This window comes from Chromobacterium sp. FG89 (assembly GCF_057808735.1).
Genome location: NZ_JBMDIQ010000029.1, coordinates 15,254 through 36,574, shown reverse-complemented (window position 1 = coordinate 36,574; position 21,321 = coordinate 15,254). Strand labels below are relative to the sequence as shown.

Annotated in this window: 17 protein-coding genes; 10 read left to right on the top strand and 7 right to left on the bottom strand. The window is 64.6% G+C overall.

Annotation, left to right across the window (positions count from 1 at the left end; translation table 11 throughout):
* Positions 1-69 precede the first annotated feature (69 nt).
* Both ACODRW_RS21455 and ACODRW_RS21450 read left to right on the top strand, forming a co-directional pair.
* Positions 70-2,082: a methyl-accepting chemotaxis protein gene (locus ACODRW_RS21455; protein ID WP_227104704.1), complete on the top strand. Its 2,013-nt coding sequence runs from the start codon at positions 70-72 to the stop codon at positions 2,080-2,082.
* A gap of 6 nt (positions 2,083-2,088) precedes the next feature.
* The gene (locus ACODRW_RS21450) at positions 2,089-2,793 is read left to right on the top strand and encodes a substrate-binding periplasmic protein (protein WP_107800359.1); all 705 of its coding nucleotides are present in this window, start codon (positions 2,089-2,091) and stop codon (positions 2,791-2,793) included.
* On the opposite strand, the gene ugpQ is transcribed toward ACODRW_RS21450, so the two are convergent.
* The 4 genes from ugpQ to ACODRW_RS21430 all read right to left on the bottom strand — a co-directional run bounded on the left by ugpQ (position 2,780) and on the right by ACODRW_RS21430 (position 6,595).
* Positions 2,780-3,538 carry a glycerophosphodiester phosphodiesterase gene (gene ugpQ / locus ACODRW_RS21445; RefSeq protein ID WP_107800360.1) on the bottom strand — a complete coding sequence of 253 codons (759 nt, stop codon included), beginning with the start codon at positions 3,536-3,538 and terminating at the stop codon, positions 2,780-2,782. The two genes, ACODRW_RS21450 and ugpQ, sit on opposite strands and share 14 nt — an antisense overlap.
* A gap of 137 nt (positions 3,539-3,675) precedes the next feature.
* The gene (locus ACODRW_RS21440; protein ID WP_019100876.1) at positions 3,676-4,689 is read right to left on the bottom strand and encodes a cytochrome d ubiquinol oxidase subunit II; all 1,014 of its coding nucleotides are present in this window, start codon (positions 4,687-4,689) and stop codon (positions 3,676-3,678) included.
* On the bottom strand, positions 4,686-6,026 hold the full coding sequence (locus ACODRW_RS21435) for a cytochrome ubiquinol oxidase subunit I (RefSeq protein WP_227104710.1): 1,341 nt from the start codon (positions 6,024-6,026) through the stop codon (positions 4,686-4,688). Before ACODRW_RS21435 ends, ACODRW_RS21440 begins: the two co-directional genes overlap by 4 nt.
* A 2-nt stretch (positions 6,027-6,028) precedes the next feature.
* On the bottom strand, positions 6,029-6,595 hold the full coding sequence (locus tag ACODRW_RS21430) for a GbsR/MarR family transcriptional regulator (RefSeq protein ID WP_107800362.1): 567 nt from the start codon (positions 6,593-6,595) through the stop codon (positions 6,029-6,031).
* Positions 6,596-6,911: 316 nt separating this feature from the next.
* On the opposite strand from ACODRW_RS21430, the gene mutS reads away from it, so the two are divergent.
* Complete coding sequence (gene mutS, locus ACODRW_RS21425; protein WP_253314529.1) at positions 6,912-9,458, top strand: DNA mismatch repair protein MutS; 2,547 nt, start codon at positions 6,912-6,914, stop codon at positions 9,456-9,458.
* Between the two features lie 66 nt (positions 9,459-9,524).
* Positions 9,525-9,950: a hypothetical protein gene (locus ACODRW_RS21420; RefSeq protein ID WP_107800364.1), complete on the top strand. Its 426-nt coding sequence runs from the start codon at positions 9,525-9,527 to the stop codon at positions 9,948-9,950.
* A gap of 93 nt (positions 9,951-10,043) precedes the next feature.
* On the opposite strand, the gene ACODRW_RS21415 is transcribed toward ACODRW_RS21420, so the two are convergent.
* Positions 10,044-10,685: a pseudouridine synthase gene (locus ACODRW_RS21415; protein WP_486635749.1), complete on the bottom strand. Its 642-nt coding sequence runs from the start codon at positions 10,683-10,685 to the stop codon at positions 10,044-10,046.
* Between the two features lie 340 nt (positions 10,686-11,025).
* Here ACODRW_RS21415 and ACODRW_RS21410 point away from each other — a divergent pair, with 340 nt between their 5' ends.
* A complete protein-coding gene (locus ACODRW_RS21410; protein WP_227104716.1) occupies positions 11,026-13,263 on the top strand; it encodes an NADP-dependent isocitrate dehydrogenase in 2,238 nt (745 codons plus the stop codon).
* A gap of 235 nt (positions 13,264-13,498) precedes the next feature.
* On the opposite strand, the gene ACODRW_RS21405 is transcribed toward ACODRW_RS21410, so the two are convergent.
* Complete coding sequence (locus ACODRW_RS21405; RefSeq protein WP_488906653.1) at positions 13,499-13,996, bottom strand: dihydrofolate reductase; 498 nt, start codon at positions 13,994-13,996, stop codon at positions 13,499-13,501.
* Entirely contained in the window at positions 13,993-14,787 is a 795-nt protein-coding gene (locus ACODRW_RS21400; protein WP_488906652.1) for a thymidylate synthase, read from the bottom strand. The genes ACODRW_RS21405 and ACODRW_RS21400 overlap by 4 nt, the downstream gene beginning before the upstream one ends.
* A 128-nt stretch (positions 14,788-14,915) precedes the next feature.
* On the opposite strand from ACODRW_RS21400, the gene flhB reads away from it, so the two are divergent.
* From flhB to ACODRW_RS21375, 5 genes are read left to right on the top strand one after another with little or no spacing between them, the layout of a single operon-like run.
* Entirely contained in the window at positions 14,916-16,073 is a 1,158-nt protein-coding gene (gene flhB, locus ACODRW_RS21395) for a flagellar biosynthesis protein FlhB (protein ID WP_107800370.1), read from the top strand.
* Positions 16,074-16,121: 48 nt separating this feature from the next.
* Positions 16,122-18,203: a flagellar biosynthesis protein FlhA gene (flhA, locus tag ACODRW_RS21390; RefSeq protein WP_107801935.1), complete on the top strand. Its 2,082-nt coding sequence runs from the start codon at positions 16,122-16,124 to the stop codon at positions 18,201-18,203.
* A gap of 6 nt (positions 18,204-18,209) precedes the next feature.
* Entirely contained in the window at positions 18,210-19,694 is a 1,485-nt protein-coding gene (gene flhF, locus ACODRW_RS21385) for a flagellar biosynthesis GTPase FlhF (RefSeq protein ID WP_227104722.1), read from the top strand.
* 5 nt (positions 19,695-19,699) lie between these two features.
* A complete protein-coding gene (locus ACODRW_RS21380) occupies positions 19,700-20,569 on the top strand; it encodes a MinD/ParA family ATP-binding protein (protein ID WP_107800372.1) in 870 nt (289 codons plus the stop codon).
* Positions 20,566-21,312 carry an RNA polymerase sigma factor FliA gene (locus ACODRW_RS21375; protein WP_081545393.1) on the top strand — a complete coding sequence of 249 codons (747 nt, stop codon included), beginning with the start codon at positions 20,566-20,568 and terminating at the stop codon, positions 21,310-21,312. The genes ACODRW_RS21380 and ACODRW_RS21375 overlap by 4 nt, the downstream gene beginning before the upstream one ends.
* Positions 21,313-21,321: the final 9 nt, after the last annotated feature.

Sequence of the window (21,321 nt, the reverse complement as noted above, 5' to 3'; positions counted from 1 at the left end):
GCCTATTCTGGAACTGGCGCGGTAGACGTTCACATTGCGGGCGTCGCCGCCACAGTCAGGAGCGAAATCATGACAACGCCCGTGGTAAGGCTGATGCAGCGCTTGAGCTACCCCAGCCGCTTTGCGCTGATCGGCGCGGTCTTTGCCGTCGCCTTACTCTATATGGTGTACGGTCTGTATCGAACCAATCAGGACAATATCGACTTTTCGCAAAAAGAAAGAGTCGGCGTGTCCTACATCCAGCCGCTGCATCACCTGCTGGGCGCGCTGGAACAAGCCCAGGATCTGGCCGTGCGAGCGGCGCAGGGCGAGGCCGCCGCCAAGGCGGCGCTGCCGGCAGCGCAGGCGCAGTTGGAACAAGGCTGGAACCGGCTGCAAAGCGCCCATGAACAATACGGCGCCATCCTGCAAACCGACGAGGCCTGGAAAACCGCCAGCGCCGCGCGAGGCACGCTGTCGCGGATAGGCGCGGCGCCGCCGCCGCAAGTGATCGCCAGCTTTGACAGCACCGCGGACAAACTCAACGCCCTGCTCGGCGCCGCCAGCGACAATTCCAATCTGACGCTGGACCCGGACATCGACAGCTATTACCTGATGGACGCCGCCACCGCCAAGCTGCCCTCGCTGAGCAACTACATCGGCGAAGCGCTGGCCTGGGCCGCCAAACCGGAAGCCGGCCAGGCGCTGACGCCGGCGGAACGCGACCGCCTGGTGGAACTGCGCCCGCTGATCAACGGCGCGCTGGACGGCTTGAATGGCGATCTGGCCAAGGCGCTGGCCTACAATCCGGCGCTGAAGACCGCGCTGAACGCCGAATCCCAGGCCTTGGCCGCGTTTCATCAAGGCCAGGGCGCGGCCATAGACAAGGCCATCGCCGGCCAAACCGGCGCGGCCTTGGCTGTGAGCGGCATGGCGGCGAAAAACGCCGAGATCGGCGCCCGCTTCGGCGACGTGACGCTGAACAATCTGGACACGCTGCTGCAAGCCCGCATCGAACGGATGCAGGCCCAGCGCAATTTCTACATCGGCATCGGCCTGGCCGCCATGCTACTGGCCAGCTTCCTGTTCCACCAGCTCTATCTGTCCATCACCCTGCAACTGGGCGGCGAGCCTTTCTACGTTCAAAGCGTGGTCGAGCAATTGGCCGCCGGCCAGCTGGGCACCCGCATCCAGTTGCGCGAACAGGACCGTAGCAGCTTGCTTGCCTCCATCGGCCAGATGCGCGACCAATTGCGCGACACCGTGACCCAGTTGCTGGACACCTCGCGCGAAGTCAATTCGGCCGCCGACCAGATGGCGCAAAGCGCCCAGAACGTGTCCCACAGCAGCACCAAGCAAACTCAGGCGGCGGCCAGCATGGCGGCGGCGATCGAGCAGTTGAGCACCAGCCTGATGGTCAGCGCCGAGCAATCGGAACAAGCCAATCAACTCTCGCGCGCCGCGGTCAGCCAATCCAGCGAGGGCAACGCCATCATCCACGACGCCAGCGCCAGCATGGACAGCATCGTGCGCGACGTGTCCTCGGCCTCGGAAACCATAGGCGCGCTGGGCCAGCAATCGGAGTCCATCGCCAGCATCGTCGATGTGATCCGCGATGTCGCCGACCAAACCAATCTGCTGGCGCTGAACGCCGCCATTGAAGCCGCGCGCGCCGGCGAACAAGGCCGCGGCTTCGCCGTGGTGGCCGACGAGGTGCGCAAGCTGGCGGAACGCACCGCGCAATCCACCACTGAGATCAGCACCATCGTCTCCGACATCCAGCGCACCTCGCAGCAGGCCATCGCCAATATGCAAACCGGCATGAGCGCCATCATGCAAGGCCAGGAAAACACCCGCAACGCCGGCGCCAGCATCGCCTCCATCCGCCAATGCGTGGACCAGGTGCTGGACAGCATCCATCAAATCACTCAGGGGCTGAAGGAACAGAGCAGCGCCAGCCAGTCCCTGGCGCAAAACGTGGAGAGCGTGGCGCGGATGTCGGAAACCAACGCCAGCGCCGTCGAAGCCAGCGCGCAGACCGCCGGCGAACTGCAGTCGGTGTCGCAGCGGCTGGGCCAGCTCGCCGGCCGCTTCAGCGTCTAGGCCGCGATGCGGCGCCTGCTGTGGCTGGGGATCGCGGCGCTGGCCCCGGCGCCGGCCGCGGCGGCCGGGCTGACCATACTGGTCAGCCCTCAGCCTCCCATCATCGAAGTGTCAGCCGATCAGCAACGCGTCTCCGGCGCCGCCATCGACCTGATGCGCGCGCTGTCGCAACGCGCCGGCCTGCCGTTCAAGTTCGCGCCCTACCCCACCGCCCGCGCGGTGCTGCTGGTCCGGCACACCCCGGACACCTGCCTGACCGCCGCCCGCTTTCCCGAACGCGAGGCGCTGTTCCGCTGGAGCGAGCCCATCATCCGCCTGCGGCTGGTGCTGCTGGCGCGTCAAGACGAGACCCGCCGCTTCGGCAAGGCGGAGCAGGCCCGGCAATTCCACATCGGCGCCGTGCGCGGCACCGCCGTGGCCAGCCGGCTAAGACAACAGGGCTGGGCGCTGGACGAAAGCGCGGATTTGGAAACCAGCCTGCGCAAACTGCAATTGGGCCGCATCGACTTGCTGGCCACGCTGGATGTGGGCATACAGGGCATGGCCGACAAAATGAAAATGGCGACGCCGCGCGTCGCCCTGGTGGTGAATGAGACGGACATCTATTTCGCCTGCCATCCTCAATTGAGCGACGACGCCATGCAACGGCTGAACCACGCCATCCTGACGATGAAGGCGGACGGGAGCTTCAAGGCTTTCAATCTGAAATAGGCCGCAGCAAATCCAAGCGATCCGTGCAGACGCTGTCCACGCCCCAGGCCAGCAAGCGCTCGGCGTCGGCCGGCCGGTTCACCGTGTAGCACAGCAATTGAAAGCCGGCTCGCTTGATCTCGGCGCTCAGCTCAGCGCTCAAGCTCTGGTGATCACAGTGCAGCGCAATACAAGCCAGCTCACGCAAACGCGCCTCCCAGTCCGCCGGCGCCTGCTCCACCAGCCAGGCGCGCGGCAGACGTGGCGCGGCGTCGCGCGCGGCGCGCAGCGCCTCGTCGGAAAAAGACGACAGCAAGGGCGGCTGCGCGGCGCCGGCCCATAGCCGCGCGGCTTCCGCCGCCACCGCCGCGCCGGTGTCCGCCTCCCGTCCCGGGCAAGGTTTGATCTCGATGTTCAAGGCGATGCCGTGCGCAAGGCAATAAGCGGCGACATTGTCCAGCGTCGGCATCGGCTCGCCGGCAAAAGCCGCGCCCTTCCAGCCGCCGGCGTCCAGCCGCGCCAATTGCGCCATGCTCATCGCCGCCGCCGCGCCGCGGCCGTTGCTGGTGCGCTCCACCGTGTCGTCGTGCAGCAGAAAGCAGACATTGTCCGCGGACAGCTTCACATCGCATTCCGCGCCGCGGTAGCCGTAGCGCAAGCCTTCGCGAAATCCCGCCAGGGTGTTCTCCGGCGCCAGGACGCCGCCGCCGCGATGGGCGATGAAGCGGGGATAAGGCCATTGCCGGCCGGACGTGGATTGGGACATGGGCGCTTCCTTGCGGACCTCGGACAAAAGGCGTCATTGTCGCCGACGCGGATTGCAGGCGGATGACGCGCTTCCAGTATGGCAAAAGCCGCCTCTGCTCGGCAAAGGCGGCTTCGTCAAGGACGGAAATCGCAAGCTTATTGGTAAGTCAGCGCATTGGCCTTGCCGTGGAACACCCGATAGACGAAGGCCGTGTACAGCAGAATCACCGGCAGCACCACCGCCGCGCCCCAGAAGATCACCCACAGCGCCGCGGTGTCGCTGGCCGCCTGCCAGATGTTCAACCGGCCGATCACCACCTCCGGGAACACGCTATAGGTCAGGCCCCAGAACGACAACAGCACGATGCCGACGGTGCAGGCGAACGGCGCCCAGCACCAATTGTCGTTGCCTGCCGCCTGGCGCACCGCCAGCCGCGGCAGGATCACCCACAAGGTGGCGAACAACACGATGCAACCCAAGGGCAGCGGCAGCAACAGCAGGAACTCCGGCAAGGCGAACCACTTGGCGGCGATATGGCTGCTGGCCAGCGGCGTGGCAGCCGACACCAGCAGCACCGACAGGCCGGCGCCGGCCAGGCTGCGCCGCGCCCAAGCCACCGCCTTGGCCTGCAAAGCGCCGCTGGTCTTCATGATCAACCAGCCTGCGCCCAACAGCGTATAGGCCGCCGCCAGGCCGATGCCGGCCAGCAAGGCGAAACCCCAGGCCAGCCAGCCTTCGGCGAAACCGGTCAGATAGCGGCCCAGCATCACGCCCTGGGTCAACGCCGCCAACAGGGAACCGCAGGCGAAGGCGACGTTCCACCACGGCTTGTGCGGTTCGCGCGCCTTGACGCGGAAATCGAAAGCCACGCCGCGCACGATCAAGCCGGCCAGCATCAGCGCCACCGGCAGATAGAGTTCGCCCAGGATGATGCCGTGCGCCAGCGGGAAGCCCACCAGCAACAAGCCCACGCCGAGCACCAGCCAGGTTTCGTTGGCGTCCCAGAACGGACCGATAGACGCGATCATCATGTCCTTCTCGTCGTCCTCGGCGAAGGGCAGCAACAGGCCCACGCCCAGATCGTAACCGTCCAGCACCACGTAAATCAGCATGGCCAGGGCCATCAGGCCGGCGAACACCACCGGCAACCAGTACACAGCGCCACTCATGCCAGTTTCTCCTCAAGATGCGCGGCCTCGCCGCCGGACTGGCCGGCAGCCTTGCCCGCCATGTAGAACAAGACCGACACATAAGCGGTCAGCAACACCAGGTATAGACCCAGATACATCGCCAGGGTGGACGCCACCATGCCTCCGGTCGCCGGACCCGCCGCCTGCGCGGTGGTCAGCACCCCTTCCACCAGCCACGGCTGACGGCCGATCTCGGTCACGTACCAGCCGGCCAGGGTCGCTACCCAGCCGGCGAAGGTCATGCCCACCAGCGCCCGCAGCATCAGCGGCGCCAGCTGGCCGCGGCGGCGCAGTTGCCAACAGGCCAGCCAGGACACCAGCAGCATCAGCGCGCCGACGCCCGCCATCACCCGGAAGCTCCAGAACACCTTGCCCACCGGCGGATGCTGGGCGAACTCGTTGAGGCCGCGGATCTCGCCGTTGGGATCATGAGTGATGATCAGGCTGGCCAGTTTGGGAATGCCCACCGCCATATCGTTCTGCCGCGTTTCCGCATTGGGCAGCGCGAACAGCAGCAAGGGCGCGCCCTTCTCGGTATGCCAGACGCCTTCAATCGCCGCCAGCTTGGCCGGCTGATGCTTGAAGGTGTTCAGACCGTGCATGTCGCCCACGAAGATCTGCAGCGGAATCAGCAAGGCCGCGGTGATCACGCCGGTTTTCAAGGCCATCTTGGCCCCGTCGCTGCGGTCGCCCTTCAGCCGGCGATAAGCGGACAGGCCGGCCACCAGGAAGGCCGTGGTCAGGCCGGAAGCGATCAGCATATGGGTCAGCCGGTAAGGCAGCGAAGGATTGAAGATCACCTCCAGCCAGCTGGTCACCACCGCCTTGCCGTCCACCATCTTGAAGCCGGCCGGGGTCTGCATCCAGGAATTCAAGGCCAGGATCCAGAACGCCGACACCGTGTTGCCGAAGGCGACCAGGAAGGTGGCCCAGGTATGCACCCGCTCCGACACCCTGGAACGGCCGAACAGCATCACGCCGAGGAAGGTGGCCTCCAGGAAGAAGGCGGTCAGGATTTCGTAAGCCAGCAAGGGACCGGCGATATTGCCCACCGTCTGCATATAGCCCGGCCAGTTGGTGCCGAACTGGAAGCTCATGGTCACGCCGCTGACCACGCCCAGCGCGAAGGACAGCGCGAAAATCTTCACCCAGAAGCCGTAGGCGTCCATCCAGCCCTGCTGGCCGGTCTTGAGATAGCGCAGTTTGAAGAACAGCAGCACCCAGCCCATCGCGATATTGATGGTGGGAAACAAGATGTGGAAGGAAATATTGGCGCCGAACTGAATGCGCGCCAATACCAGCGGGTCAAAGTCCATAGCTACTCCCTGTCGCCGTCGCGACTGGTCAGTTTCGAAAGCGAGTGGGTGAACTGCAGGATCTTCTGCACCTGCGAGCCCAGTTTCATCAAGCGTTGCAAGGTCTCCACGTCCATGTGCTGGATGTCGGAAAACCAGGTGGTCACCAGTTCGATCAACTGGTGCATCTCCTTCATCCGCTGCTGCGCGTGGCGTTCCGCGTCGCTGGCCGGCTTCTCCATGATGGCGCCGCGCAACATGGTCAGCGTGGGCTCCACCTCGCGCTTTTTGCGCTCCTCGGCCAGGGTCTTGAAGATGGCCCACACATCGTCGGGCGTGGAGAAATATTCGCGGCGGTCGCCGGGAAAGTGCTGCAGCCGGACCAGGCGCCAGGACTCCAGCTCCTTGAGTCCCATGCTGACGTTGGAGCGCGAGAAGCTCAGGCTTTCGGCGATTTCATCCGCGTTCAGCGGCTTCTCAGATACATATAGCAGCGCGTAGATCTGCCCGACGGTGCGATTGATGCCCCAGCGGCTGCCCATTTCACCGAAATGCAGCACGAAAGACTGGACGAGTGGCGATAGATTCATGACGTTCTCAATTTTCAGGAATTTCTGAAACTTTGATATAAATCATAAATTCGCAATGAAACCAAGTCAATCACAACCATCGTTGAGCGGCTCGCTTGACAAGACGCCGCCTCTTGCAAACCGCATTGCGACGCCCATGCCCGGCGCGGCTGACGCCGCTGTCGGGCTGCGCTAAAATAGCGCCGACTCTCCAAAGCCCCGCCCCGCGCGGGGCTGAAATCTTTAATCAGGGATGCCCGGCGCCCGCGCGGCCTTGATCCGCGGGCCGCGGCCGCGGCATCCTGTTGTCCATTGAAAACATAAGAGCCCATAGCCGATGAGCACGCCCCAACACACCCCGATGATGCAGCAATACCTGGCCATCAAACGCGAACACGCCGACAAGCTGGTGTTCTATCGCATGGGGGACTTCTACGAACTGTTCTATGAGGACGCGGAGAAGGCGGCGCGCTTGCTCGACATCACCCTGACCACACGCGGCGCCAGCGGCGGCAATCCGATCAAGATGGCCGGCGTGCCCTATCACGCCGCGGAAGGTTATCTGGCGCGCCTGGTCAAGATGGGCGAATCCGTCGCCATCGCCGAACAGATCGGCGATCCGGCCCTGTCCAAGGGTCCGGTGGAACGCAAGGTGGTGCGCATCGTCACCCCCGGCACGCTGACCGACGCCGCGCTGCTGGACGACAAGCGCGACAACCTGGTGCTGGCGGTGAACATGGTCAAGGGCGTGCTGGGCCTGGCCTGGCTATCCCTCGCCAGCGGCGAATTCAAAGTGCTGCAAACCCGGGTGGACGATCTGCACAGCGAGCTGGAACGCTTGAAACCGGCCGAGCTGGTGATCCCGGACGACACCGGCCTCAATGTGTTCGAAACCGTGGCCGCGCCCAAGAAAAAACTGCCGCCGTGGCAGTTCGACATCGAATCGGCGCAGATGACGCTGACCCGGCACTTCGGCACCCGCGACCTGGCCGGCTTCGGCGCCGACACCCTGCCGGTGGCGGTGGGCGCCGCCGGCGCGCTGCTGGAATACGTCAAGACCACCCAGAGCGTGAACCCGGCCCACATCGCCAATCTGGCGGTGGAAGACGCCGGCGAACTGATCCGCATGGACGGCGCCACCCGCCGCAACCTGGAACTGACCGAAACCATACGCGGCGAACCGTCGCCGACCCTGGCCTCGCTGCTGGACGGCTGCGCCACCAGCATGGGCAGCCGTCTGCTGCGCCATTGGCTGCATCACCCCATCCGTAGCCACGGCAAGCTGGCGCGCCGGCTGGAAGCGGTGCGCGCCCTGCTGCCGGCCTACGACGACGCCCACGCCCAGCTGCGCGAAGTGGCGGACATCGAACGCATCACCGCCCGCATCGCGCTGCGCAGCGCCCGCCCGCGCGATCTGGCCGCGCTGCGCGATTCGCTGAAGGCGCTGACCGGCGTCAAGCGGCTGGCCGCCGGCCTGGACGCCGAGCTGCTGGGCGAGCTGGCGCGTCTGCTGCCGGACGACTCCCCGGTGGAAACCATGCTCAGCCAGGCCATCCTGCCCGAGCCCTCCACCTTCCTGCGCGACGGCGGCGTGATCAACCACGGCCTCAACGCCACGCTGGACGAATTGCGCGCGATCCAGACCGACTGCGGCGCCTTCTTGCTGGCGCTGGAAGCGCGCGAGAAGGAACGCACCGGCATTCCCACGCTGAAAGTGGAATTCAACCGCGTGCATGGCTTCTACATCGAAGTCACCAAGGCCCAGGGCGACAAGGTGCCGGACGATTACCGCCGCCGCCAGACGCTGAAGAACGCCGAACGCTACATCACACCGGAACTGAAGGAATTCGAAGACAAGGCGCTGTCGGCGCAGGACCGCGCGCTGGCGCTGGAAAAGCAGTTGTACGAAGACCTGCTGGACCAGCTGGCGCCGCACATCCCCGACCTGAAGCTGATCGCCCAGGCGGTGGCCGGGCTGGACGTGCTGTCCGCCTTCGCCGAGCGCGCCAGCGTCAACAACTACGTGGAGCCGGAATTCGTCGCCGAACCGCGGCTGGAAATCATCGAAGGCCGCCACCCGGTGGTGGAGGCGGAGGTGGAGCGCTTCATCGCCAACGACACCCGGCTGTCCGACACCCGCAAACTGCTGCTGATCACCGGCCCGAACATGGGCGGTAAATCCACCTATATGCGCCAGAACGCGCTGATCACCCTGATGGCTCACGTCGGCAGCTTCGTGCCGGCCCAACGCGCGGTGATCGGGCCGATAGACCGCATCTTCACCCGCATCGGCGCCTCGGACGACCTGGCCGGCGGCCGCTCCACCTTCATGGTGGAAATGACGGAAACCGCCAACATCCTCAACAACGCCACCGAACACTCGCTGGTGCTGATGGATGAAGTGGGCCGCGGCACCTCCACTTTCGACGGCCTGGCGCTGGCCTGGGCCATCGCCAAGGCGCTGATAGAGAAAAGCCGCGCCTATACCCTGTTCGCCACCCATTATTTCGAACTGACCAGCCTGGAAAGCGAATATCCCAGCGTCGCCAACGTCCATCTGTCCGCGGTGGAGCACAAGGACCGCATCGTGTTCCTCCACCATGTGGAGGAAGGCCCGGCCAGCCAGAGCTACGGCCTGGCGGTGGCCCAGTTGGCCGGCGTGCCCGGCAAAGTGATCCGGGAAGCGCGCCGCTATCTGACCGAACTGGAGAACCACTCCGCCAGCCGCGTGCAGCCAGACCTATTTATCAGTTTACCCACGACGGCAAACGTGGAACCGGAACCGAATCCCGCGGTCGAACGCCTTCTGGAGGTCGATCTAGACGATCTCTCGCCACGGGAAGCGCAAGCTCTGCTCTATGAATTAAAGAAACTGGCCAAATGACCAGGCCAGACCCGGGGACGTTTCCTATATTACTAGAAGGTAACATCCGAGACAGGAGCAACAACAATGTCGCTTGAAAACACTGCCACCGCCCCGGGCCTGGTCCAGCTGTTCAGTCAGGTCACGGACGATGGAAGCATTGCCCTTTCCTCCATCCGCGAGCGGGCCAACCTCGAATTGTCCAGCTTCGCCGAACTGGCGAACCAACAATTGCAACAACTGGACATCAGCATGCCGCCTGCGATCAGCCTGATCAGCACGCCGGCCTGCCAGCTGGACTTGGAAAACAACCACCCGCATGCCGAGGAAATCCGGGCCTGGTTGCTGGGCAATGACAACATCACCCGAAAATTCAAGGAAGTGGAAGTGCTGTACGAGATCGTGCGCGCCGCGGAAAGCATAGGCGAGACCTTCCCGGAAAGCTCGACCTTCCACATCGGCTTAACCAGCGCCGGGCCTATCGCCTACTTCGAGGACAGCCACCGCGCCTAAACGCAGGCCCAAAGAACAGGGCCGCGTGCGACACCCAGGACGGGGAAGCGAAAGCTTCCCCGTTTTTCTTTGCGCCGTCGGCGCCAGGCAAACTCAAGGCTTGCGCGGGCCTCCGCGCCGAAAACCGCCGCCGCGCGGCTGCGCGCCGGGCTTGGCGGTGCGCTGAGCTTGCGAGACCCGCGGCAAATCCGCAAGATCCACCTCCAGCTCGCGCATGTCCCCCGGCTGCAGACCGTCCAGCGCCCACGGCCCGATCGCCGCCCGCACCAGGCGCAGCGTCGGCAGCCCCACCTTGGCGGTCATGCGCCGCACCTGGCGGTTCTTGCCCTCGCTGATGACGATCTCCAGCCAGCCGTCCGGCACCGTCTTGCGAAAACGCACCGGCGGCGTGCGCTCCCACAGCGCGGGCGCCTCGATGCGCCGCGCCTGCGCCGGCTGGGTGGTGAAATCGCCCAGGTCGACGCCGCGGCGCAGCTGCTCCAGCTGCTCCTCGCGAATCTGCCCCTCCACCTGCACCCAATAGGTCTTGGGCAGTTTCCAGCGCGGATTGGCGATGCGGTGCTGCAATTCCCCGTCGCCGGTCAAGAGCAACAGGCCTTCGCTGTCGGTGTCCAGCCGCCCCGCCGGATACACGCCCGGCAAGGGCACGCAGGATTTGAGCGTCGGATGCTTGGGATGCTCGGAAAACTGACAGATGACGCCGTAGGGCTTGTTGAGCAGAATGAGTCGGGACATGGCGTGAAGAGCGGCAAGAAAGAATGAGGCAAATGATACAAGAGCCACGCGCCGCGCGCCGCAAGTTTGCCGGCGAAGCCGGCGCATGCACGCGCCGGATGCGGCCTATAATTCGCATTCGAACCGCCGCCGCGCAGTTATCAAGCATAAAAGTTCAAATGCGCTGCGAGCCAAGCGCGCGCACAGAGGTATAATTCGCTTTTGAAAATTGCCAGAGAGTCTCCGGACCGCGTTCAGGCCGCGTCGCCTGGGCCCGGCATCCGCCTTTCCAAGGTCTTTCAATGCGCCGGCAGCGCCCTGCGCAATCGTTCTGTCGTCACAAGATAAAGGAGATAGAGTAATGCCATCGGAACAGCCCAAAATCATCTACACCCTGACCGACGAAGCGCCGGCGCTGGCGACCAGCGCCTTCCTGCCGGTCGTGCAAGCCTTCGCCGGCTCCGCCGGCATTGAAATCGCCACCGCGGACATTTCGCTGGCGGCGCGCGTCCTGGCCGAATTCCCCGACTATCTGGCCGACGAACAGAAAGTGCCGAACACCCTGGCCGAGCTGGGCAAGCTGACCCAGCAGCCCGACACCAACATCATCAAGCTGCCCAATATCAGCGCCTCGGTGGCTCAGCTGATCGCCTGCGTCAAGGAACTGCAGGCCAAGGGCTACCCGCTGCCGGACTATCCGGAAAACCCGGCCTCGGACGCCGACAAGGCGATCAAGGACCGCTACGCCAAGTGTCTGGGCTCGGCGGTGAACCCAGTGCTGCGCGAGGGCAACTCCGACCGCCGCGCGCCGCTGGCGGTGAAGAACTACGCCAAGAAGCATCCGCACTCGATGGGCGAATGGAAGCAGTGGTCGCAGACCCACGTCTCCCACATGCACCATGGCGACTTCTACCACGGCGAAAAGTCGATCACGCTGGACAAGGCGCGCGACGTGAAGATGGAGCTGACCACCAAGAACGGCCAGACCATCGTGCTCAAGCCCAAGGTCGCGCTGCAGGCCGGCGAGATCATCGACTCCATGTTCATGAGCAAGAAGGCGCTGTGCGACTTCTACGAGCGTGAAATGGAAGACTGCCGCGAATCCGGCATCCTGTTCTCCCTGCACGTCAAAGCCACCATGATGAAGGTGTCCCACCCCATCGTGTTCGGCCACTGCGTCAAGATCTACTACAAGGAAGCCTTCGAGAAGCACGGCAAGCTGTTCGAGGAACTGGGCGTCAACGTCAACAACGGCATGGCCACCCTGTACGAGAAGATCGAAACCCTGCCGGCCTCCAAGCGCGAAGAAATCATCCGCGATCTGCACGCCTGCCAGGAGCACCGCCCGCGTCTGGCCATGGTGGATTCGGCCAAGGGCATCACCAACTTCCACTCGCCCAACGACGTGATCGTGGACGCCTCCATGCCGGCGATGATCCGCGCCGGCGGCAAGATGTGGGGCGCCGACGGCAAGCCTTACGACGCCAAGGCCGTGATGCCGGAATCCACCTTCGCCCGCATTTACCAGGAGATGATCAACTTCTGCAAATGGCACGGCAACTTCGATCCCAAGACCATGGGCACCGTGCCCAACGTCGGTCTGATGGCGCAGAAGGCCGAGGAATACGGCTCCCACGACAAGACCTATGAAATCCAGGAAGACGGCGTCGCCAACATCGTCGACCTCGCCACCGGCGAGGTGCTGCTGTCGCAGAACGTCGAGCAAGGCGATATCTGGCGCATGTGCCAGGTGAAGGACGCGCCGATCCGCGACTGGGTCAAGCTGGCCGTCACCCGCGCCCGCAACTCCGGCATGCCGGCGGTGTTCTGGCTGGACCCGTACCGCCCGCATGAGAACGAGCTGATCAAGAAGGTGCACGCCTACCTGAAGGATTACGACACCAGCGGCCTGGAAATCCACATCATGTCCCAGGTGCGCGCGATGCGTTACACCCTGGAACGCGTGGCCCGCGGCCTGGACACCATCTCGGTGACCGGCAACATTCTGCGCGACTACCTGACCGATCTGTTCCCCATCATGGAACTGGGCACCTCGGCCAAGATGCTGTCCATCGTGCCGCTGATGGCCGGCGGCGGCATGTACGAGACCGGCGCCGGCGGCTCCGCGCCCAAGCACGTGCAACAGCTGCTGGAAGAAAACCATCTGCGTTGGGACAGCCTGGGCGAGTTCCTGGCGCTGGCGGTGTCGCTGGAAGAACTGGGCATCAAGACCGGCAACGACAAGGCCAAGATCCTGGCCAAGACGCTGGACCTCGCCACCGGCAAGCTGCTGGACGAGGACAAGTCCCCGTCGCGCCGCACCGGCGAATTGGACAACCGCGGCAGCCAGTTCTACCTGTCCATGTACTGGGCTCAGGCGCTGGCCGCCCAGTCCGACGACAAGGAGCTGCAAGCCCGCTTCGCGCCGCTGGCCAAGAGCCTGGCCGACAGCGAGCAGAAGATTCTGGCCGAACTGAAGGCGGTGCAAGGCAAAGCGGCCGACATCGGCGGCTACTACCACCCCGATGCCGCCAAGTGCGGCGCGGTGATGCGCCCTAGCGCCAGCTTCAACGCCGCACTGGCCGCCGTGCTCGGCTAAGCGCTGCGCAGCCATGGCGGAAAACCTCCGCCGGACAAAACGCCAAGACTCTCGTCTTGGCGTTTTTTTTGGCCCTGCGAACCCGCACACCATTGCGCAGAACCGCAGAGACCTCATCCCATGATATCGCTCCGCTCCGGAGCCTGCGTGCGCAAACGGGCCCCCTCCTGCCGCCGCCGAACGGCACCAAAAAAGCCCGCGCTACGCAGGCTTTTCATCAGGGGCTGGTATTTAATCAGCGCCGCAGATAATCGACGAAGGCGTAAGCCAGCCCGGCGGCGCTGACATGCGCCTCGCGGCTGTCCTCGCGCCAGAGCTCGGCGGACACCTCGGGGAAATGGGCGTCGCCCGGGTAATCGCCGTCGATCTCGGTCAGACGCAGGCAATCCGCGCCGGCGATCGCCTGGCGGTACAATTCGGCGCCGCCGATCAAACACACCTCCTCCACCGCGCCGGCCAGGACCAAAGCCTCTTCCAGCGAATGCGCGGCCTCCGCGCCGTCGGCGCGCCAATCCGTCTGGCGCGTCACCACGATGTTGCGGCGGCCCGGCAGCGGCCGGCCTATCGAGTCCCAGGTCTTGCGGCCCATGATCACCGGCTTGCCCAGCGTCACCGCCTTGAAGTGCTTGAGATCCTCCGGCAAATGCCAGGGCAGGCGGTTGTCTATGCCTATCACCCGCTTGGCCGCCATCGCCGCCACCAGGGTCAAGCGCGGCTTCCCGGCCGCCGTCATACCGCCACCGCCGCTTTGATGTGCGGATGCGGATCGTAGCCTTCCAGTTCGAAATCCTCGAACTTGAAGCCGAAGATGTCCTTGACCTGCGGATTGATCTTCATCGTCGGCAAAGCGCGCGGTTCGCGCGAGAGCTGCAACTCGGTCTGCTCCAGATGGTTGCTGTACAGATGCGCGTCGCCCAGCGTGTGGACGAAATTGCCCGGCTGCAGTCCGCACACCTGCGCCACCATCATGGTCAGCAAGGCATAGCTGGCGATATTGAAGGGCACGCCCAGGAAGATGTCGGCGGAGCGCTGATAAAGCTGGCAGGACAGCTTGCCGTCGGCCACGTAGAACTGGAACAGGCTGTGGCAGGGCGGCAGCGCCATCTCGTCCACCAGCGCCGGGTTCCAGGCCGACACGATCAGGCGGCGCGAATCCGGGTTGTTCTTGATCATCGCCACCACATTGGCGATCTGATCGATGTGGCGGCCGTCCGGCGCCGGCCAGCTGCGCCACTGGTAGCCGTAGACCGGCCCCAGATCGCCGTTTTCATCGGCCCACTCGTCCCAGATCGACACGCCGTTTTCCTTCAGATAGCGGATATTGGTCTCGCCGGACAGGAACCACAGCAATTCATGGATGATGGAACGCAGATGGCACTTCTTGGTGGTGATCAGCGGAAAACCCTGTTGCAGGTCGAAACGCATCTGGTGGCCGAATACCGAACGGGTGCCGGTGCCGGTGCGGTCGGACTTGTCGTGGCCATGTTCCAGCACATGGCGCATCAGGTCGAGATACTGTCGCATTGTGTTCATTCCATCTTTGATACCAGCCATTGTACCCGACTTGAAGCCGGCTCGGAAAAGCTGGCCCGGCCTCGCCGCTTCGGCTACCATTCTCTTTAAAATCAAGACAGAAGCATGAAACACCGGACATGGCTGAAGATTCCGATCTAGAACGCACCGAACCCGCGACCGCGAAACGGCTGGGCCTCGCCCGAGAAGACGGCAATATCCCGCGCTCGCGCGAGCTGACCACCTTCGCCATCACCATGGCCGGCGTGGCGCTGCTGATGGCCCAGGGCGGCCACATCGCCACCAATCTGGCGCAGACCATGCGCATGCTGCTCACCTTCGACCAGACCACGGTGCACAATGTGGAGCCGGCGCTGACCCGCTTCAAGGAAACCATTTTCAACGCGCTGTGGAGCCTGGCGCCGCTCCTGGCCGGCCTGGCGCTGGTTGCGCTGTTCGTGCCCATGCTGGTGGGCGGCTGGAACCTCACTTTCAAGGCGGTCGAGCCCAAGTTCAGCAAACTCAACCCCTTGCCCGGCATCAAACGGATATTCTCGGTCAACGCCGCCACCGAAGCGCTGAAGGCCATTCTCAAGAGTGTGCTGATCGGCGGCATCGCCACCTGGTTCATCTGGCGCGAGCGCGCGGAAATCATCGGCCTGATCTCCATGCCGCTACCCACCGGCATCGCCAAGATGACCGATATGATCATCACCACCTTCTTCGTGGTGACTTCGGCGATGATTCTGCTGGTGGCGATAGACGTGCCCTTCCAGCTGTGGAGCTATCACAAGAAGCTGCGCATGACCAAGGAAGAGGTCAAGCAGGAATACAAAGAGGCCGAGGGCTCGCCCGAGGTCAAGGGCCGCATCCGTCAGATGCAGCGCGAAGCCGCGCGCAAGCGCATGATGCAGGAGATTCCCAGCGCCAACGTCATCGTCACCAACCCTACCCACTACGCGGTGGCGATCAAGTACGACGACGGCATGCGCGCGCCGCAAGTGGTGGCCAAGGGGTCTTTGAAGCTGGCGGAAAAAATCATCGACACCGGCAAGGACCACCACGTCATCGTGATGCGCTCGCCCAGCTTCGCCCGCGCGCTGTACTTCCACGCCGAAATGGGAGAGGACATTCCGGCCAAGCTCTATTCCGCCGCCGCCCAGGTGCTGGCCTATGTGTTCCAGCTCAAGAGCTATCAGGACAACGGCGGCCTGGCGCCGGTGTTCCCGGACCAGCTGGACGTGCCCGCCGAGCTTGACCCGCAAAGCAAACGCCAGCAAGATGCGACGCCACCATAATGATAAGGTCGACGAACCGATTCGACCGGCTTGAGCCATAAATCCAGCATGGACTCCATACTAGACATACTGAAGCGCTTCAAAGTCACCCAGCTGGCCGGCCCCGTGCTCATCATCCTGATTCTGGCGATGATGGTGCTGCCGCTGCCGCCGGTGCTGCTGGACATCTTCTTCACCTTCAACATCGCCGTTTCGGTGATCGTGCTGCTGGTGGGGATCAATGTGCGCAAGCCGCTGGACTTTTCCGCCTTCCCCACCGTGCTGCTGGTCACCACCTTGCTGCGGCTGTCGCTGAACGTCGCCTCCAGCCGGGTCATCCTGCTGGAGGGCCACTCCGGGCCGGACGCCGCCGGCAAGGTGATCGAATCCTTCGCCCACTTCCTGATCGGCGACAACGTCGCCATCGGCATCGTGGTCTTCGTCATCATCACCATCATCAACTTCGTGGTGATCACCAAGGGCGCCGGCCGCATCGCCGAAGTGAGCGCCCGCTTCACCCTGGACGCGATGCCCGGCAAGCAGATGGCCATCGACGCCGACCTCAACGCCGGCCTGATCGGCGAGGACGAAGCCCGGCTGCGCCGCGTCACCATCGCCGAGGAAGCCAACTTCTTCGGCGCGATGGACGGTGCCTCCAAGTTCGTGCGCGGCGACGCCATGGCCGGCATCCTGATCATCATCATCAACATCGTCGGCGGCTTGATCGTGGGCATGGTCCAGCACGATCTGGACGCCGGCGTCGCCGCCAAGACCTATACCCTGCTGACAATCGGCGACGGCCTGGTGGCGCAGATTCCGGCGCTGATCATCTCCACCGCCGCCGGCATCGTGGTGTCCCGCGTGGGCACCGACAAGGACATGTCCGAGCAATTCCTCGGCCAGATGTTCACCAAGCCGCAAGTGCTCTACATCACCGCCGCGGTGATCGGCATGGTCGGCCTGATCCCCAATATGCCGCACTTCTCCTTCCTGCTGATCGCCGGCAGCCTGGGCCTGCTGGGCCGCATGATGGAGAAGCGCCAGAAGGCCGAGGCGCAGCAGGCGGAGCAGCAGCAACAGGCCGCGCCGCCGCCGGAACACACCACGACCGAAGTCAGCTGGAACGATGTCCAGCACGTGGACCAGTTGGGCATGGAAGTGGGCTACCGGCTGATTCCGCTGGTGGACCGCAGCCAGGACGGCGAACTGCTGCGCCGCATCCGCGGCATCCGCAAGAAGATCGCCCAGGAGCTGGGCTTTCTGGTGCCACCGGTCCATATCCGCGACAACCTGGAAATCAAGCCCAACGCCTACCGCATCCTGCTCAAGGGCGTGGAGCTGGGCCTAGGCGAAGCCTTCATCGGCCAATATCTGGCCATCAATCCGGGCCGGGTCAACGGCGAACTGGCCGGCACCCCCACCACCGATCCGGCCTTCGGCCTGCCGGCGATCTGGATAGACGCCGGCAAGCGCGAAGAGGCGCAGAGCCTGGGCTATACCGTGGTGGACGCCAGCACCGTGGTGGCCACCCATATTTCCAATCTGCTGCAGACCCACGCGGCGGAATTGCTGGGCCGCGAGGAAGTGCAGGCGCTGATCGATCATCAGGCCAAGGAATCGCCCAAGCTGATCGAAGACCTGGTGCCCAAGGTGGTGCCGATAGGCACGCTGCAAAAAGTGCTGCAACAGCTGCTGACCGAAGGCATCCACATCCGCGATTTCCGCACCATACTGGAAACGCTGGCCGATCACGTGGCCACCACCCAGGACATCGACGAACTGACCAATATCGTGCGCACCGCGCTGTCCCGCGTCATCGTCCAGCAATTATTCCCCGGCGAGCAAGAATTACCCTTGATGACCCTGGAGCCGACATTGGAAAATGTGCTGATGCAGGCGGTGCAATCCAAGACCGGCGGCGGCCTGGAACCGGGCCTGGCGGAAAATCTGCTGGCCAGCGCCGCCCAGGAAACCGAACAAGTGGAAATTCAAGGGTACAATCCGGTACTCTTGACCGCGCCGGGACTGCGGCCTTTGCTGGCGCGCTTCCTGCGCCGCGCGCTGCCGCAGCTGCGTGTTATTTCTCATAATGAGATACCGGACAATAAATCAATTCGTATAATTGCTGTAATTGGGGGAAGCAAGGGCTAATCGAACATGGTGGTGAAAAAGTTTTTCGGCAAAACCACGCGTGACGCGCTCAGACAAGTTCGAGAAGAACTGGGCGCGGACGCCCTGATTCTGTCCAACCGCCCCACCATGGGCGGCGGGGTGGAAATCATGGCGGTGGCCGACGCCGACGTCGCCAACCTCGCCACCAATCTGGCCACTTCCTCCAGCAAGCATCCGCCGCGCAACGCGCCGCCGGTGGTCAACCGCGCGCCGTCGCCGCTGCCCACCCCGGCCGGCGCCGCGGTCAACCGCGCCATCGCCCGCACTTACGCCATGCCGGTGGAGCCGCTGGACAGCCCGCCGCCGCCGCGCATCGAAGCGCAAGCGCCACGTCAGCGCATCGAGCCGGCCTTCGCGCCGGAGCCTCAGGCCGCGCCGCGGCCGGCCCAGCCGTCCTATCCGCCGCAGTACGCGCAAGCCGCGCCCCAGCCCGCCGCCCCGCGCGTGCAGCCGCCTGCGCAAACCGCGCCGCCTCCCCGCCCCGCCGCCTCTCCGGTCGCCAACAACGGCGAGGAGCCGGAAGTGATGGCGCAGGAGCTGAAGCAGATCGGCGACGAGATCAAGCTGCTGCGCAGCCTGCTGCAAAGCCAGCTGGCCAGCTTCGCCTGGTCCGATATGGAAGGCAAGGCGCCCAATCGCCTGGAACTGTTCAAACATCTGCTGGCCATGGGCTTTTCCGCCCATCTGATCCGCCAGCTGATCGAAAAGATGCCGGCCCAGTACGAGGCCGATGTCGCGGTCAAATGGGCGCGCTCGGCGCTGATGCACAATCTGAAATGCGCGGACGCCGACAAGGAAATCATGGACCGCGGCGGCATCTACGCGCTGGTGGGCCCCACCGGCGTCGGCAAGACCACCACCGTCGCCAAGCTGGCGGCGCGCGCCACCATGCGCTTCGGCGCCCAGCACGTGGCGCTGATCACCACCGACAGCTACCGGATCGGCGCCCAGGACCAGTTGCGCATCTACGGCAAGATTCTCGGCATCCCGGTGTTCTCCATCCAGAACGAGGGCGATCTGCAGCTGACGCTGGCCGATCTGTCCAACCGCCACATCGTCTTCATCGACACCGTGGGCATGGGCCAGCGCGACGCCCGCGTGCTGGCGCAGATCGAAATGTTCCGCACCGCCGGCCGACCGATAGAAAGGCTGCTGCTGCTGGCCTCCAACGCCGACGGCCAGACGCTGGAAGACGTGGTGCGCCGCTATCGCGGCGACGGCCTCACCGGCTGCGTGCTGTCCAAGATAGACGAATCGGTGGCGATGGGCCCCAGCCTGGACGTGATCATCCGCAACCGGCTGCGCCTGTTCTACATCACCAACGGCCAGCGCGTGCCGGAAGACCTGCACGCCGCCCACGCCGGCTTCCTGGTGGACCGCGCGATGCGTTCGCAGCAACAGCATTCCCCCTTCACCCTTCAGGCCGACGAACTGCCCATCATGAACGCGGCCCAGGCCGGATGGTTGTAAGCGCGATGCAGGATCAAGCCGCCAGCCTCCGCCTGCTCAGCGCCCGGTCCGCGCGCGCGCCCAGTTTCGCCTTCATCGGCTCCGCCAGCGCCGGCGCCAGCACCCTGGCCACCGAACTGGCGCTGGGCCTGGCCTACGCCGGCCAGCGGCCCTTGCTGGTGGACTGCACGCTGGGCCAGGTTCAGGCGCGCCGTCTGGGCGTGCCCACCACCGCCACGCTGGAAAGCCAGGTGCTGACCCTGGGCGGCCTGGACGAGATGATGATGAGTTCGCGCCAGGGCATTCAGTTGATCAATCTCTACGCGCGCCCGGAAGAGCGCGCGCTGTTCTCCGCCCAGCTATGGCTGAGGCTGGGCAGCGAATTCGCCGCGCTGGAGCGCGACGCCTCGGTGCTGCTGGTGGACGCCCCCAGCCCCGCCCACGACCCAGTGCCGGCCAGCGTGGCCGACAATTTGGTATTAGTGCTCACGCCGGCGGCGGAGTCGCTGACAACGGCCTACGCTAATATCAAGAGGTTGTCCGGCAGCTACGGCCGCCAGCGCTTCAATGTGCTGATCAACCGCGCGCGCCATCTGGAGGAAGCGCGCGAATTGTTCACCCGGCTGTCCGCCGCCACCGGCGAATTCCTGTCGGTATCGCTGCGCTGGGTGGGCTTTGTGCCGATGGACAACGCGGTGCGTCGCAGCCAGACGCTGCGCCGGCCGTTGATGGAGGCGTTTCCGGACAGCGAGGCCGCGATGGCCTTCTCGCAGCTGGCCGCGGTGCTGCCGCAGTGGGACACCCAGGAAACGCCGCGCAGCGGCACCGGATTCATGGATTTGTTGATTGCCGCCTCGCGCGACTGGGCCGAGGCGGATGGAGTCAAACCGCTATGAGCTTGCCGTCCTTACGCCGAACCGGCTACGCCGCCGCCTCGCCTCCCGCCGAGATCGACGTGGAGGCCTACGCGCCGCTGGTCAAGAAGCTGGCCGGCATGATGATCGCCCGGCTGCCGGCCTCGGTCGACATCGACGACCTGATCCAGGTCGGCGTCATCGGCCTGATCGAAGCCGCGCGCCAATTCGACCCGGCCCAGGGCGTGATGTTCGAAACCTTCGCCAGCCAGCGGGTGCGCGGCGCCATGCTGGACGAACTGCGCCGCGAAGACTGGATGCCGCGCCAGGCGCGCCGCCACTCGCGCCAGATCGAAGACGCGGTCCGCCAGCTGGAACACCAGCTGGGCCGCTCGCCGCTGGAATCGGAAATCGCCGCGCAAATGGGACTGGAGCTGGAACAGTACCAGGACATGCTGGGCGATTGCCGCGGCATGACCTTGCTGCATTTCGAAGATTTTTCCAACGACGACGGCGACGCGCTGCCCGACGCGGTGGCCAATGTCGCCGACGACGACTCGCCGGACCCGTTCGCCGCGCTGGCCGACGGCGGCTTCCGCCAGGCGCTGATAGACGGCATCAAGCTGCTGCCGGAGCGCGACCAGTTGGTGATGTCCCTGTATTACGAGCAGGAATTGAACTTGAAGGAAATCGGCGCGGTGCTCGGCGTCTCCGAATCGCGAGTCAGCCAACTGCACAGCCAGGCCATCGCCCGGCTGCGCGCGCGCATCAAGGACTGGCTCTGACCCTCCGCG

Excerpts from the sequence above, each read along its gene's own strand:
- ACODRW_RS21415 (WP_486635749.1), bottom strand. The coding sequence starts at position 10,685 with ATGTCCCGACTCATTCTGCTCAACAAGCCCTACGGCGTCATCTGTCAG.
- ACODRW_RS21430 (WP_107800362.1), bottom strand. The coding sequence starts at position 6,595 with ATGAATCTATCGCCACTCGTCCAGTCTTTCGTGCTGCATTTCGGTGAA.
- ACODRW_RS21455 (WP_227104704.1), top strand. The coding sequence starts at position 70 with ATGACAACGCCCGTGGTAAGGCTGATGCAGCGCTTGAGCTACCCCAGC.
- ACODRW_RS21405 (WP_488906653.1), bottom strand. The coding sequence starts at position 13,996 with ATGACGGCGGCCGGGAAGCCGCGCTTGACCCTGGTGGCGGCGATGGCG.
- ACODRW_RS21410 (WP_227104716.1), top strand. The coding sequence starts at position 11,026 with ATGCCATCGGAACAGCCCAAAATCATCTACACCCTGACCGACGAAGCG.
- mutS (WP_253314529.1), top strand. The coding sequence starts at position 6,912 with ATGAGCACGCCCCAACACACCCCGATGATGCAGCAATACCTGGCCATC.
- ACODRW_RS21440 (WP_019100876.1), bottom strand. The coding sequence starts at position 4,689 with ATGAGTGGCGCTGTGTACTGGTTGCCGGTGGTGTTCGCCGGCCTGATG.
- ACODRW_RS21420 (WP_107800364.1), top strand. The coding sequence starts at position 9,525 with ATGTCGCTTGAAAACACTGCCACCGCCCCGGGCCTGGTCCAGCTGTTC.
- ACODRW_RS21450 (WP_107800359.1), top strand. The coding sequence starts at position 2,089 with ATGCGGCGCCTGCTGTGGCTGGGGATCGCGGCGCTGGCCCCGGCGCCG.
- ACODRW_RS21435 (WP_227104710.1), bottom strand. The coding sequence starts at position 6,026 with ATGGACTTTGACCCGCTGGTATTGGCGCGCATTCAGTTCGGCGCCAAT.
- ugpQ (WP_107800360.1), bottom strand. The coding sequence starts at position 3,538 with ATGTCCCAATCCACGTCCGGCCGGCAATGGCCTTATCCCCGCTTCATC.
- ACODRW_RS21380 (WP_107800372.1), top strand. The coding sequence starts at position 19,700 with ATGCAGGATCAAGCCGCCAGCCTCCGCCTGCTCAGCGCCCGGTCCGCG.
- flhF (WP_227104722.1), top strand. The coding sequence starts at position 18,210 with ATGGTGGTGAAAAAGTTTTTCGGCAAAACCACGCGTGACGCGCTCAGA.
- ACODRW_RS21375 (WP_081545393.1), top strand. The coding sequence starts at position 20,566 with ATGAGCTTGCCGTCCTTACGCCGAACCGGCTACGCCGCCGCCTCGCCT.
- flhB (WP_107800370.1), top strand. The coding sequence starts at position 14,916 with ATGGCTGAAGATTCCGATCTAGAACGCACCGAACCCGCGACCGCGAAA.
- ACODRW_RS21400 (WP_488906652.1), bottom strand. The coding sequence starts at position 14,787 with ATGCGACAGTATCTCGACCTGATGCGCCATGTGCTGGAACATGGCCAC.
- flhA (WP_107801935.1), top strand. The coding sequence starts at position 16,122 with ATGGACTCCATACTAGACATACTGAAGCGCTTCAAAGTCACCCAGCTG.